The 14,732-nt window shown below is 26.1% G+C and carries 16 protein-coding genes; 5 read left to right on the top strand and 11 right to left on the bottom strand.

Annotation, left to right across the window (positions count from 1 at the left end; genetic code table 11):
* Window positions 1-3 precede the first annotated feature (3 nt).
* Window positions 4-1,092, bottom strand: a complete 1,089-nt coding sequence (gene hisZ, locus M4I33_RS12460; protein WP_257917099.1) for an ATP phosphoribosyltransferase regulatory subunit — start codon at window positions 1,090-1,092, stop codon at window positions 4-6.
* 167 nt (window positions 1,093-1,259) lie between these two features.
* Between hisZ and M4I33_RS12465 the strand changes: the two genes are divergently transcribed.
* Window positions 1,260-3,263 (top strand): sulfatase-like hydrolase/transferase, encoded by a 2,004-nt coding sequence (locus M4I33_RS12465; protein WP_257917100.1) that lies wholly within the window; start codon window positions 1,260-1,262, stop codon window positions 3,261-3,263.
* Between the two features lie 43 nt (window positions 3,264-3,306).
* On the opposite strand, the gene M4I33_RS12470 is transcribed toward M4I33_RS12465, so the two are convergent.
* From M4I33_RS12470 to M4I33_RS12510, 9 genes are all read right to left on the bottom strand, one after another.
* Window positions 3,307-4,440: a hypothetical protein gene (locus M4I33_RS12470; protein ID WP_257917101.1), complete on the bottom strand. Its 1,134-nt coding sequence runs from the start codon at window positions 4,438-4,440 to the stop codon at window positions 3,307-3,309.
* Window positions 4,441-4,460: 20 nt separating this feature from the next.
* Window positions 4,461-5,585, bottom strand: coding sequence for a hypothetical protein (locus tag M4I33_RS12475; protein WP_257917102.1), 1,125 nt, complete (start codon window positions 5,583-5,585; stop codon window positions 4,461-4,463).
* Between the two features lie 65 nt (window positions 5,586-5,650).
* A complete protein-coding gene (locus tag M4I33_RS12480) occupies window positions 5,651-6,154 on the bottom strand; it encodes a GNAT family N-acetyltransferase (RefSeq protein WP_257917103.1) in 504 nt (167 codons plus the stop codon).
* Window positions 6,155-6,310: 156 nt separating this feature from the next.
* On the bottom strand, window positions 6,311-6,748 hold the full coding sequence (locus M4I33_RS12485; protein WP_194189728.1) for an ACT domain-containing protein: 438 nt from the start codon (window positions 6,746-6,748) through the stop codon (window positions 6,311-6,313).
* Window positions 6,748-7,650, bottom strand: a complete 903-nt coding sequence (gene thrB, locus M4I33_RS12490) for a homoserine kinase (RefSeq protein WP_257917104.1) — start codon at window positions 7,648-7,650, stop codon at window positions 6,748-6,750. The genes M4I33_RS12485 and thrB overlap by 1 nt, the downstream gene beginning before the upstream one ends.
* The gene (thrC, locus tag M4I33_RS12495) at window positions 7,643-9,100 is read right to left on the bottom strand and encodes a threonine synthase (protein ID WP_257917105.1); all 1,458 of its coding nucleotides are present in this window, start codon (window positions 9,098-9,100) and stop codon (window positions 7,643-7,645) included. The genes thrB and thrC overlap by 8 nt, the downstream gene beginning before the upstream one ends.
* Window positions 9,101-9,309: 209 nt before the next feature.
* Window positions 9,310-9,870 carry an NUDIX hydrolase gene (locus M4I33_RS12500; RefSeq protein ID WP_257917106.1) on the bottom strand — a complete coding sequence of 187 codons (561 nt, stop codon included), beginning with the start codon at window positions 9,868-9,870 and terminating at the stop codon, window positions 9,310-9,312.
* An 8-nt stretch (window positions 9,871-9,878) separates the two neighbouring features.
* Window positions 9,879-11,015, bottom strand: coding sequence for a DUF1648 domain-containing protein (locus M4I33_RS12505; RefSeq protein WP_257917107.1), 1,137 nt, complete (start codon window positions 11,013-11,015; stop codon window positions 9,879-9,881).
* 10 nt (window positions 11,016-11,025) lie between these two features.
* Window positions 11,026-11,397 carry a GntR family transcriptional regulator gene (locus M4I33_RS12510; RefSeq protein ID WP_257917108.1) on the bottom strand — a complete coding sequence of 124 codons (372 nt, stop codon included), beginning with the start codon at window positions 11,395-11,397 and terminating at the stop codon, window positions 11,026-11,028.
* Between the two features lie 117 nt (window positions 11,398-11,514).
* Here M4I33_RS12510 and M4I33_RS12515 point away from each other — a divergent pair, with 117 nt between their 5' ends.
* The 4 genes from M4I33_RS12515 (at window position 11,515) to M4I33_RS12530 (ending at window position 13,990) form a co-directional block, all read left to right on the top strand.
* Complete coding sequence (locus tag M4I33_RS12515) at window positions 11,515-11,706, top strand: PspC domain-containing protein (protein WP_194189722.1); 192 nt, start codon at window positions 11,515-11,517, stop codon at window positions 11,704-11,706.
* Between the two features lie 344 nt (window positions 11,707-12,050).
* The gene (locus tag M4I33_RS12520; RefSeq protein ID WP_257917109.1) at window positions 12,051-12,641 is read left to right on the top strand and encodes an ECF transporter S component; all 591 of its coding nucleotides are present in this window, start codon (window positions 12,051-12,053) and stop codon (window positions 12,639-12,641) included.
* Between the two features lie 72 nt (window positions 12,642-12,713).
* Window positions 12,714-13,697: a P1 family peptidase gene (locus M4I33_RS12525; RefSeq protein ID WP_257917110.1), complete on the top strand. Its 984-nt coding sequence runs from the start codon at window positions 12,714-12,716 to the stop codon at window positions 13,695-13,697.
* 119 nt (window positions 13,698-13,816) lie between these two features.
* Window positions 13,817-13,990, top strand: a complete 174-nt coding sequence (locus tag M4I33_RS12530; RefSeq protein ID WP_194189719.1) for an alpha/beta-type small acid-soluble spore protein — start codon at window positions 13,817-13,819, stop codon at window positions 13,988-13,990.
* Between the two features lie 71 nt (window positions 13,991-14,061).
* Here M4I33_RS12530 and M4I33_RS12535 read toward each other — a convergent pair whose 3' ends face one another.
* Window positions 14,062-14,724, bottom strand: coding sequence for an ABC transporter ATP-binding protein (locus tag M4I33_RS12535; RefSeq protein ID WP_257917111.1), 663 nt, complete (start codon window positions 14,722-14,724; stop codon window positions 14,062-14,064).
* Between the last annotated feature and the right edge of the window lie 8 nt (window positions 14,725-14,732).

The following is a 14,732-nucleotide window of genomic DNA, read 5'->3' on the forward strand; positions in this document are numbered from 1 at the left end:
TCCTTAATTTTTTGTAAATTTAATTCTTTTACCTTCTTTAAATGATTTTATTCCCTTTTTAAAAGAATCTATAAAATCATCTTTTATTACTATAATTTCTTCTTTTTTATTAGTCTTTAATGAATAATTATTAGAAATTAAATCTAAATCAAATGAGAACCCAATAGCTAAAGCATCTCTTCCATACTCTTTAATTAAATTATCATATCTTCCACCATTTAATATGCTCTTAGATACACCATCTATATAGGATCTAAAAATTATTCCTGTATAATAATTAACTCTTGGTACCATACCTAAATCAAAAGAAATATATTTACTATATCCTAAATCTTCTAAGTATTTATAAATATTTTTAAGATATATAATTTCTTTTTTTATATCATCACTAAATCCATCTTTTAATAAGTCATCTAATACTTCAACTCCACCAAAAAGCCATGGCATCCTTTTTAAAAAGTCTTTTTTTTCTTTTGTTATATCTAATTTATCTAACAATAAATTTAAATCATTTAAACTTTTGCTTTCTAAAAGTGATGCAAGTTTTTCCTCAATCTCTTCACTTAAACCTAAATTATAAAAATTCTTCTTAAAAAAGTTGATGTTTCCAATTTCTATTTTAAAATCATCTAATCCTATACTCTTTATTCCTTCTATAGCTATAATAAGAACTTCAATATCTCCTAAAATTCCGCCTCTTCCAATAAGTTCAATTCCACTTTCTAAGTTTTCGTTTTGCCTCCCTTTTAAAGATTTATTCATTCTAAAAGTGTTAGATGTATATTTTAGTCTAATTGGTAGATCTAAAGATTTCATTTTAGTCCCAACAACTCTAGCTATAGGAATAGTGACATCTGGTTTTAAAGAAAGTATCCTACCTTCTCTATCAAAGAATTTATATACCTCTTCTTCTTTTATATAGTTTTTATATGCTTTAAATGTATTTAAAAATTCTATACTTGGCGTTACTATTTCATCATATCCAAATCTATAAAATACATCTTGCAATTTATTTTTTATAAATTCTCTAGTGTTACACTCCTCATATAATAAATCTTTCATTCCTTCTGGAATAATATTTTTCTTAACCATAACCTACCTCCTAAAACAAAAATCTATAATTGTTTGCACTTCACTATATTAAAGCGTTAAATTGTTATAAACATCTTAATTTACCATTTAATGGTTGTCAACCTTTTTTTATTATCTTTTTATGATATAATCAAATTAAAATTTTTATTAAATAAGGGGATAAAAACTTGATAAATATATTAGAGGCAAAAGAATTAAAAAAACTTATAAAAACAGAACTTGAATCTTCAAATTTTGAGTCTTCTAAAGAATTATTAGATGAATATGAAAAAAAGTTTAGCTTTGATTTTGAACTATATTCTTTAAAAGCTTTTTACTACTTTAATACTGGAGATTTAAAAAAAGCACTTAAAATAGCTAATGAAGGTTTAAAATTTAATGAATATGATTATGAATTACTTTTAAATAGAGCTATTATTAATATAAACCTTGGAAATTTAAAAGAAGGAGTTTTAGACGCTTTAAGAATTACTTCTTTTTGTGAGGATTCTACATTAATATCTATTGCAAATGATTTATTAGTTCAAAACAATAAATTAACAAAAGAAGATTTCGATTTTATAAAAAAAGAAATGAAAGTTTTAACATCTTCTTTGTTGGAGTTTCCTTTCACAGAAAAAGAAAATTGCACAGGAAAAGTTATTTTTAAAGATTATTTTTCAGGGGTATTTAATAACTATTCTACTTACAGAAACGGTTTATTTGAAGAAGATAAAGCTAAAGATATAATCGAGGAAGCCTTTGCTTTTTATACAACTGATTTATTTAAAATAAATCCTAATATAAAAGCACTTAATGAAAAAATTAAATTTGATTGTATAATACCTTTAGTATCATCCAAAACAGCTAAATATAAATTCATTTTAAATGAAGAATCAATCTCTAAATCACTACTAAAAAATCGAGTTTATTTTTTAAAGCTCAAAAAAGGAGATTTAATACAGTTTGATGGATCATTAGATTTATTTTTCGGGGATAAAATAGTCACTTCTAAAAAACCAAAACTTTTATTAAATATTTTTATAGATGGCTTATCACAAAAATTCTTAGAAGAAAACGGTAAAGAGTCTTTAATGCCTCTTACTTATAAATTCTTTAAAGAAGGAACAATATTTAATAATTGCTACGTATCAGGTGAATGGACTTTAGTTTCAGTTGCAAGTATGTTTACAGGAAAATATACTCATAACCATAGACTATATCACCCGCTAAAAAACTCATTTTCTTTAAATGATGAAAGATTATATTTTGAAAACTTAAGTGATAATAACTTCTTTACAGCAAAGATTGACGGTGATTGGAGAAGTAATCCAAACTATAGTTATTATAAAGGTCTTAATAGATATCTTTATTCTTTTGGAAGATATCATATGCAAGCAAATGAAGTTGTTATGCATTCAATTGAACATTTAAGAACTTTTAAAGATACAAACCAAGCCTTATGGGTATGTTTACCTGATTTGCATGACGTAGCTGACGAGTACGAGCATTATACATCTATCCAAACACAAATGGACTCAAGCTTACACAAAACCGTATCTTCTGAAGAAACTAGTGTGCAAAAGAAATACTCTAAAGAGAAATGCGAACTATATAAATATGCTATAAATAGATTAGATACTTATGTTTCTCTTCTTTTAAATTATGTAAAAGATAATTATGATACTGAAGATTATATAATTAATTTAGTTTCAGACCACGGCCAAGGATATCTTGCAGATGAAAATTTAGAATTTTTAAATGACTATAGAGTTAAAGTTCCATTTATGACAAGAGGATTTAATATACCAAAAGGCGAGTCAGATGAATTAATACAAGCACTTGACTTATTTAGCATCTGTTCTAATGCTTTTAATATAAAAACTAACTGTAAAAATACTGATTCAATAATTCCAAAAACTCTTGGTGGAAAAGATGAAAGAAAATATGTTTTTTCTGAATCATTATATCCTAATAGAACTTATAAAGCTTCATTTAGAGATACGGAAAGATGCGTATTTTTTGAAACAGTAGAAAATGTTACTGATTCTGGAATAGTAGATTTAACTACTTTAAATGCAAAAGTTACTGACAAGGATAATAACGAATTAGATTTTAATCAAAATTTAGAAATTATAGAGCATTATAAAAATGAATTAATAGAAAAACTTAAATTTTCAATGAAAATATAAAATAAAGATGCAACCTTTACTAAAGGGTTGCATCTTTTTTATTTTAAAGCTTATATATCTTGTATTTGTATTTAAAATCTAAATCTACTTTTTCTCTTGTTATAACCCTATCTTTTGCCCCTAAGATTAATGTTTTATTATTTTCTAAGTTAAGTTTTTTGTTTACGTTTATTTTATTATCTTTAACTTTGCAAATATATCCTGCATTATCATTACTTATAACAAGATAATCATTATATGCATACTTTTTAAAATCAGATATATCATCTTCTTCTATTATAGTTACTAAATTTTTTGTTTTAAAATCAAAATTTTGAATTTTTCCACTATGAACATCTACTAAATAGATTTTAGAATCATTATATAAAATACAGTTATCTTCTACATTAAAAAGTTTTTCAGTCTTTATTTTATCTCCATTAAAAGTGATTTTCATCAATTCATTTAATGAATTAATTCCATAAATATCTGATGTATCTTTGTCCATAAATGTAGCTACCATAAAGTTTCTTATGCCTTCCCCATAACTTTTATAATCTAAATAATATTTTTTATTATTTTCTTTATTTAGTATAAAAAATTCGCTTCCAAAACTATCTTCTATAGAAAAAGCTACATATTTTTTATCTCCACCTAAAATATAATCTGTCCAGTAGTTCATTGAACTATCTAAATCTCTTAGAATTTTGCTATTACTTTCAAAATCTTTTAATATATTTTTATCTATAGAAAATTCTGTTTTTCCAGCATCATCTAGTATCATAAGGCCTAAATCCCTTTTTTCATTAAATTCTTCAAGTTCACCATTTTCTTTTACTTCGAATTTAACGCGATCTATTATATTTTTTACTTTATATCTTTCTTTTGCTATATTTTCATTTACATAACTTTTCTCGTTTATATTTAAAATATCTTCTTCAAATACTTCTTTACTTAAAACATCTGAAATTCTTATAAGGTCTGTTTCTATAATAAGTTTTCCAGAGATTACTTCTTCATAACAAATATTAAACTTACCTTCTGTATCTATCTCTATCTCATTATCATAATTACTAAAAGCTTCGCTTTTTAAACTTCCCCTATCTATTTTTTCTGTATTTACACCTTTATTTGTGCAGCCTAAAAATGAAACTGCTGAAAATACTAAAATACAACTTATTATATATTTTTTTAACATATAGCCCCCTAAAACAGTGATTAAATTTTATAAAACTTATAAATTACCTTTCCTTTTCTAACGTCGTATTCTTTTATTACAACTTTATTATCTGAAATACTTAATATCGATTCATTATCTTTTAAATAGATTTTAGATATAACTTCGATTTTATTTCCCTTTGGTTTTCCAATATAAATTTCATTTGAATTTTCATATATAAATAAATCAAATCTTTCATCTGCTCTTAAACCCTTAGAGTAACTTTTTAAAAGTTCTAAATTTTCTTCTTTAAATTTTTTTATCTCATATTTATTATTAACTAAATAAATATTTTCTTCTGACTCTACTACACCTAAAATGTATTCATTTAAATCTTTAACTTTTTCAAATTGATTTTTAAAATTAATATCTGTTTTGTAAAGAGATCCTTTTCCATCTATTTTATAAATGCTATCTTTATCTATAAAAATTTCTTCTTCTAAATTTAATTTATCTTTAGGAAATGAGTATTTTATGTATTCACTATAGTATGCCTTATCCTTCTCTTTATTTATAATTACATATTGCATCCCATAAATATTACTAACTTTTAATAAAAAATATTTTTTATTACTTCCTTTTAAATAATTTAAGCTTACTGAATTTTTATTTATAGAAAATTCTTCTTCTATCCCTTTAAAATTTTTATAAATCTTTTCTTTAACATCTTCTTTTACTTTATATATAGCTTTCCCATTTTCATAAAAGGTAAATATATCTCTTTCCTTTATATCTTTTACTCTTTTTATATCACCATTTTTATTTATCTTAAAAATATAAATATCATATTTATCTAATTTTTCTTTTTTAATATAGTCTGATTTTACATACTCTTCTCCATTAAATTTAATTAAATATTCTAATCTAAAATTAACTAAATCTTCTTTATCTATATCTTTTAAAAGAACTAAATGAGTATTAATTAAAATATAATCTAAAATAACCTCTTCAGTGTACCCATAAAGATTTCCTTCATTAAACTCAATCTTAAAATCTTCTATCCTATTTTCTTTATTTGAATATGATACTTCTTTTAATTCTAAACTATTACCTTTAGAATCATCTATGCACCCTACAAAGCTTATGGAAACTCCTACCATAAACATAACTAACACTTTTTTCATAAATTCCCCCACTTAAAACAAAAGCGTACTAAATATAATATTCTTTAGTACGCTTATTTATTAATTTATTTCATTTTTGAAACTTTCTCTATATTTTCCCTATCTAATCTATAAACAGTCCACTCACTCATAGGAACTGCCCCTAAACTTTTATAAAAATTTATTGACGGCTCATTCCAATTTAAGCAAGTCCACTCCATACGCCTGCATCCCTTTTCAAAAGCAATACCCGCAATTATTCTAAATATTTCTTTTCCTATACCTTTTCCTCTATACTCAGGCTTTATATAAATATCTTCTAAATAAAACCCTGACCTTCCGATAAATGTAGAAAAATTATAAAAGTATAGAACGTATCCTATAGGCTCACCATTAAATTCTGCAATCAAAACTTCAGCTTCATCTCTATTAAATATAGATTCTTTTAAAGTCTCTTCTGTTGCAATAACTTCGTCTAACATTTTTTCATAAATTGCTATTTCTTTAATTAGACTTAAAATTAAAGGTATGTCTTTTTCACTAGTTTCTCTAAGTTTAAATCCTTCTATTTTAGTTTCTATGTAATTCATAAACTTCGCCCCTTTTAATTAGTTTATATCTACTTAAGTAATATAATATCATCTATAAAAGGAAAAAACTAGAATTAATTAATCTAATGCGAATAAAAGTATTATTTATACTTTTAATTTAAAAAGCACTATAACTAAAAGTTATAGTGCTTAAGTTTATTCCATCGCGATAAAGTCTACTTTTTCAACGTTCTCAATTTTTCCTATACAATCTAAAAAGGATGTTAAGTCTAATTCAAGCATAGACATATCTATAGTTATAGTAAGGTTAGCTATTTCATTTATAGGTAACCCTTGGTCTATAGTTAAAATATTTCCGCCTATATCAGATAAGTAATTTAATATATTTGATAAAACTCCTTTTCTATGTTTTATCATCATAGAAAAAGTCATCTTTCTACCTTGTGCACTTTCTGAAAAATCAAATATATAGTCTTTATATTTATAATAAACGCTTCTACTTATCCCGATTTTTTTAGTAGCTTCTGTTATTTCTTTTATTTTTCCTTCTTTTAAAATTTTCTTTACTTCTAAAACTTTTTCGTATACCTCTGGTAATACCTTTTTATCTATTACTAAATATCTACCTGTCATTAGTTTCCACCTTCTATTAAAACTCCATTCATATCTAGATTTAAATCTAAGATATTATAAGTTAATTTTTCTTTATTTAAAACATCTCGCATCTTTTTAATTAATAGATCCTCACTCTTAGCTAATATCATAATAGTTGGACCTGCACCACTTAAAAATGATGCTATAGCTTTATTATTATAAGCTTCTTCTTTTATTAAATCAAACCCTTTTATAAATTTTTTTCTAAAGGGTTCGTGCAATCTATCATTCATTGCTATATTAACTGCCTTATCATCGCCATTTATAAGACCTGAAACTAAAAGTCCAACCCTAGATATATTATAAATAGCATCACTATACTCTACAGTTTTAGGTAAAATACTTCTTGCCATATCAGTTTTAAGTTCATACCTTGGAACTATTGCTATATATTTATAATCGTTTTTTGATACGACTTTTTGATAATAAGTCTTTTTATCTAAAACCGATGCAATTACAATTCCCCCTAAGATTGCAGGTGCAACATTATCAGGATGCCCTTCAATTAAAACTGCTAAATCTAAAAGGTCATCTAAACTAAATAAGTCATCCATAAATCTATTTGCTGCAAAAATACCAGCTACTATAAGAGCTGAGCTGCTTCCAAGTCCTCTTGAAACAGGTATATCTCTTTTAATTTCACTTATTTTTATTCCATAGCTTATTTTGTAGTTAGCTTTTTCAAAACACAACTTCATAGCTTTATAAAGAATGTTATCTAAATTATTATACCCTTCATCAAAACCGCTAAGTTCTATCCCACTTTCTATCTTTTCAAATTTATATATGTTATATAAATTTAATGCTAGTCCCATAGAATCAAACCCTGGTCCCATATTTGCTGAAGTTCCAGGTACAATAACATTAAAACTTTTATTCATCTAAAAAATCTATTAAAGCTTCTCTCATTTTATCTTTATCACAAAGATTATTGTGAAGCTCTTTCTTATTTTGAAGTTTACTTAAACAAGCTGGAATTTCACTACTACTTTCTAAAAATAAGGCTTTTAAAACATCGTAATCACTCATAAATTCAACATCAATTCCAAGTGCACTACATATGCTTCTTGGAAATTTATAAGGACTTGCTGTTGATACAGTTAATATATATTTATCATCTTTAGTTTCATTTTTATATTTATCTTTAACAACTGATGCTACGGCTGTGTGAGTATCAATTAGATACCCGTCATTTACATATACCTTTTTTATTTCTTTATATACTTCTTCTTCGTCTGCATACCCTCCATAAAATTCACTTAAAGAGCTTTTAAGTTTTTCAGAGATCTTATATGCTCCATTAATTTTAAGACTATCCATAAGCTTTCTTATTTCAGAGCTATCTCTACCTGAAGATTCAAATAATAATCTCTCTAAGTTAGAAGATATAAGTATATCCATAGAAGGAGACTCGGTTAAATAAAGTTCCCTATTTTTATCATAGATTCCAGAATTAAAAAAGTCTGTTAAAACGTTATTTTTGTTAGATGCACAAATAAACTTATTAATTGGAAGTCCCATTTTTTTTGCATAATATGCTGCAAGGATATTTCCAAAGTTTCCAGTTGGAACTGCTATATTTATTTCTTCATCCCTTTTTATATCACCTTTATCTATTAATTTAAAATAGGAATAAAAATAGTAAACTATTTGTGGAATTAACCTTCCAATATTTATAGAGTTTGCTGATGATAATGTTATCCCTCTTTCTTTTATAGATAAATTTAAGTCTTTATCGTTAAAGATATCTTTAACTCCACTTTGAGCATTATCAAAATTTCCTTTAATAGCTACTACCTTTAAGTTATCGCCTTCTGCTGTTTCCATTTGTTTTCTTTGAATTTCACTTACTCCATCTTTAGGGTAATATACTAATACTTTAAAGCCATTAATATCCTTAAACCCTTCTAAAGCTGCCTTTCCCGTATCTCCTGATGTTGCTGTTAGTATTACAATATCATCTTTTAACCCTAAGTTCTTTTTTGCTTCTTTCATTATCTGTGGTAAAAACAATAAAGCTGCATCTTTAAATGCACAAGTTGGTCCATGATATAATTCTAAATATCCATTATTAACATTTACTTTGAACCTATTTCTATATGCTCTTTTTACAGCTTTTCTGATACTTTCTTTAGATATATCGTTGAAATATTTATAGATTATCTCTACTGCGATTTCTTCATATCCAAAAATTTTTTTATCTATAAGTTTTTCATACATTTTAGGAAATGTCTCTGGAACATAAAGTCCCCCATCTTTTGCTATACCATTAATTATTGCCTCTGATCCTTTTATACTAGATTCTAGCCCCCTAGTACTTATAAAATTCATTTAATCACCCCATTGAAATCTAGAAATTTTCCTATTTTCAATTCTAACATTTACTCCATTCATAAACAACTGTATCTAATAGAAATACATTAAATATTAATAAATAAGGTTTGAGTTTAAAACCCAAACCTCCTGTTTATGCAAGTTTATAAAATTTTATTCTATTAAATATTAAATCTTTATTTAAGAACAATAGAAGACTTTTGTATTTATTTTTCTATCATAGATAATATTATTCCACCCTTAATTGAAATATTATTATTTTTAACAAAATCAGAAGCTTTAGAGATTTTAACCTTTATAACTTCTATATCTTCGTCTTCTTCTGAATTTTCAGAAGTACATTCTCCGAAAACTTCCATCTTAACAATAGCAGTAGTTTCATCTGTCATTCCAACTGATGTATAGCTTGGTTTTAAGAAAAGTTCAACGCTCTTAGCCTTTAATCCTGTTTCTTCGAATAATTCACGTCTACTAGCTTCTTCTATAGTTTCACCCTCATCTATAAGTCCTGCTGGTAGTTCATAAATATAATCATCTATAGCAGGTCTATATTGCTTTATTAATACTATTTCATCATCTTCTGTAATTGGAATCATCATAACTCCGTCTGCTTTGTTATGATTTTTAGTTACACACGCTAGTTCTTCTTTTTCCCTTCTACTACTTATAAAATACTCTTTTATTTTATTTGAATTATTTTTAAGTTTTAATTTATACATATTAAGAAATTTATTATTTGTTTGTTTTTCTATATTTAGTAATTTCATAACGCACCTCACATATAATTTATACCTGTTAATATTATTGACCCAAGTAAACATAGTATGCATACACCCATTATTATTTTAGATATTATGTTTCCATAATTTAAATCATATCCTATACCATATCTTTTTTCTTTAAGTATTGATGGGTCTAAAGGATTATAATAAAACATTCCAAGTTTGTAATACTCATCATCATCTCTATAGTATTCTTTTTCATTTAAATCACCTTTTGAAGACTTTGTGGTATCATTCATAGCTTTAATAGAGACTAAAATTATAATTAAAACAAAAACACCAGTGCATCCCATCAAAATTAAAAAAGTATTTTTATCTTGGGGAATTAGTTTTAGTAAATAGATATTTATAAAAAATAAAAATACTGCTGTAAGTAATGCTGAGATTCCGTTTAACTTATTTAATGCCTCTCCTGTTATCTTATCTTTAAATTTTATTTGGTTATACGTTCCTCCATTTAAAGATTGAGTCTTTCTTTTTTTAAAATCATATAAAGTTGTTATATAAAATATAAAAACTATAAAAATGTTTAAAATAGGTATCATTATAAGCTCTAAAAATCCACCTAAAGTATGCGTACTTATTACCCTTGAAGGATTTCCGCTAAAATCAAACTGCATAGCTAATGTGCTAGGTAAACTTTTATATATAAAAAGAGTAATAATTAAAGGTATAATCGCTATAATTAAAGCTATAATAAATGGTTTATTATTAATCTTCACATTATCTTCAGTGCCTTTAACATTTAAGTCAACATAAATCTTACCTTTAAACTCATTATTCCAGCCCTTGTCCTTTTTCACTTTTAAAATTTCTTTATTAGCATTTTTATACTGAATAGTAAATACTATAGGGACTATTAAAATTCCTATTACAAAAACAATAATATATGATAAAAAATAAGATATTATCGAAATAGCTAAAAATGTTATTATTATTTCAAATATTATCTTCTTTTTATATTTTTCTGTAATAGATACTATTTCTTTACCATCTTTATATTTATTTGGAACTCTTACCCCATAATATATACCGCTGCATTTAAATCTTTCAGTATTTAATGCTAAGTAAATAAAAAATATAACAAGTGGTATATTTAAAAAAGTAATAAAAATAAATTCGTCTTTCATAAACTCACTCCTAAATATCTTTAAATTTTTCTTTTATAATTCTAATTATCTCTTCTTCTTTAACTTTACGAACTATACATTCTGCAATTGAGATTTCAATATTTTCTTTTAAAGAGTCCATAAACCTTTCTTCTTTTCCACTAAAATCTAAATGTACCATAGCACCATTTCTTCTATCTACAATCAAATAACCTTCATCTTTTAATAAGTTATATGCTTTATTTACAGTATGCAAATTTATTCCTATACTACTTGCAAGACTTCTAACAGAAGGTAAACTATCTCCTTCTTTAAGTTTTCCTCTTGCAATGCCAATTACAATAGAATTTCTTATTTGCTGATAAATTGGAATTTCAGATGTTGTATCCAATTCTAATATCATAATATATACCTCCTATAAGTTTGTTATATTTAAAGTATAACAAACTTTTTTTAACTTTAATACATAATATAAGCATTTTAATAAGGTTACTATGCTATAATTTAAAGAGGTGATTTTATGGTAGAAAAAAAGCTTTATCGTATGCCTAAAGAAGGTAAGTTTCTTGGAATTTGTGAAGGATTTGGCGATTATTTAAATATTGATCCTGTATTAATTAGAGTAATATTTGTAATTAGCCTTTTCTTTAGTTGTTTTACTACATTTCTTGTTTACTTAGTCTTAGCTTTAGTTATACCTGAAAAAAAGTAAGAGCTTAGGAAATAGTTAAATAAATAACTATTTCCTAAGTTTTTTCTATTTTTATCCTCTAATTGTAATAATATTTTGCAATTATCTAAACAATTTCAATAGTTAAAATTTTCAGAATATATTTTCTTTTTCCTGTACTTCTAGTGTTTTCAACGTTTTTAAAATAAAGATACATAAACTAGATATTTTTTTAACAATATATCTTGAACTATATACAATTATGGTGATAAAATAATCCTTGTCGGTATTCTATTATAGAAACTGAACGCAAATAAACAAAACTTAAGATATTGTTTTTTGCCGAATTATATCCAAAATATATGGAATAAGAACGGGGGATTAAAATGGAAAAAAGTATTAAAAAGCAAAAATTTGGTATTCGTCAACTTGTAATTATAGGAATGCTTTCAGGTATTTCAATATTTATGGGTCTTACAGGACTTGGTTTTATACCACTGCCTTTTATGAAGGCAACTATAATGCACGTACCTGTAATTATTGGAGCAATTATTGAAGGGCCAATAGTTGGAATGATGGTAGGACTAGTCTTTGGATTATTCTCTATGTATCAGGCTGCAACTGCACCTGTTTTATTATCACCATTCTTCTTAAACCCTATAGTATCTTTAGTTCCTAGAATTTTAATAGGACTTGTAGCATACTATATTTATAAGTTTTTTAAGAATAAATTTAAAAATGAATCTATATCTGTAGGTATAGCAGCTGTTCTAGGTACACTTACAAACACAGTTGGAGTTTTAGGTTTAATTTACATCCTTTATTTAAACCAATACGCAAATCTTATGGGAATATCTCAAAATGCAGCAGGTGGTGCTATAGGCACTATCGCTCTTACAAATGGTATCCCAGAATCTATAGTCTCAGCCTTAATAGCTATACCGGTTGTAAAAGCAATTCAAAAATTAAAGAAATAGGTTTTTTATTAGCTGTATTTATATTAGATACAGCTTTTTTATTAATTTTATTTTTAAAGTGAGGTATTTAAAATGAATGAATTAAAAGAAATTAAGTTTATAGATATAGATGGAATTAAATTAGGTCACGCAGAAGATGAAGTCGGTGGAACTGGTGTATCTGTAGTTATAGCAAAAGATGGTGCAACAGGCGGTGTAGACGTTCGTGGTGGTGCACCTGGAACTCGAGAAACAGACCTTTTAGACCCATCAGAGATGGTAGAAAAAGTTCACGCTGTAGTCTTATCTGGTGGAAGTGCCTTTGGACTTGATGCTTCTTCTGGAGTTATGAAATATTTAGAAGAAAGAGATATAGGATTTGACGTAACTGTAGCTAAAGTTCCTATAGTATGTCAGGCTGTATTATTTGATTTAGCTTTTAAAGACCCTAAAGCTAGACCTGATAAAGAAATGGGTTATAAAGCTTGTATAAACTCTGAGACTTATTCTGGTGATATAAACGGTAATATAGGTGGAGGATTTGGTGCAACTGTTGGAAAACTTTTAGGACCTGATACTTCTATGAAAGGCGGACTTGGAACTTATGCTGTAGAAGTTAACGGATTAAAGGTCGGTGCTATAGTTTGCGTTAACTGTTTAGGTGATGTTATAGACCCTAAAAATTCAGAAATTGTAGCTGGTGCCTTTGATAGAAGTACAAAAACTTTTTTAAATAGTGAAAATATTTTATTAAATAATATAAATAAAGAAAAAACTCCTTTTAAAGGAAACACAACTATTGGAATAATAGTTACAAATGCTAAGTTTACAAAGGCAGAAGCAAAAAAGGTATCTTCTATGGCACATAATGGTTTTGCAAGAACTATGAGACCTGCTCACACTATGTTTGACGGAGATACTATATTTACTATGGCAACAAATAAAATTGAATCTGATGTAACTACAGTCGGTATGCTATCAAGTAATGTTATGGAAAAAGCTATTTTAAGAGCAGTTAAATCTGCTGAGACTCTATATGGAGTTCCTTCCCTTAAAGGATTAGCTAGTTTTAAATAAAATTTTCCATATATCCCTTTAATATCATAGTTTATTCTACTCTTTTTTACGCAAAATATAATCATAAAGCTCAAGTAAATGAGTTTTATAAATTGTTTTATTATTAGGAGGGACCTATTATGACAAGCAAATCAACAAAAAAAGCACTATCAGGATTCAAAAATGAAGTAGCTACAGAATTAGGAGTTCCATTTTCTAACTACAATGGAGACCTATCTTCAAAACAATGCGGAAGCGTTGGTGGAGAAATGGTTAAAAGAATGGTAGAACAATACGAAAACGGACTACAATAATTGATTTGACTATTGTGGGAAATTTCTAAAAAACAAACTTAAGGTGATAGATTTATCTATCACCTTTCACTTTATTCTTTAATTAAATTTTTGTCCTTAAGCCTATAAGTTATATCAGATTCTTTAGCTATATCATTATTATGAGTAACCATAATCAAACATTTATCTTCATTTTTAACTAAATCTTTCAATAATTCTATAACTTCTTTTGAGGTCCTTTCATCTAAATTCCCTGTAGGCTCATCTGCAATAATTAAATCTGTATTTGAAACTAAAGCTCTAGCTATAGCTACTCTTTGCTGCTGCCCTCCACTTAAAGTTAGAACCATTTGATTTGCTGCATCTTCGTTTATCCCAACCTTTTTAAGCATTTTTAGTGCAACTTCTTTAGGATCATCTAACTTTAAATTTTTAATATCTATAGAGACTAAAACATTTTGAAGTGCTGTCATATAATTTAACAAATTATATCCTTGAAATATTATAGATACATATTTTTTTCTAAACTTTGAAAGTCCTATCTTTTTTAAATCTTCTCCACAATATAATACTTCTCCTGATTTTTCTTTATCTAAACCTGAAACAAGTGATAAAAATGTAGTTTTCCCACTTCCAGACGGTCCAACTATCGTATAAAATTTCCCTTTTTCAAAATCTACATTTAAAGATTCTAATATAACTTTTTTATTATCATACCAATAGGATACATCCTTTAAACTTAATACCTTCTCCATAAAAATAT

The organism is Clostridium sp. LY3-2, from assembly GCF_024705715.1.
Taxonomy (GTDB): Bacteria; Bacillota; Clostridia; order Clostridiales; family Clostridiaceae; genus Clostridium.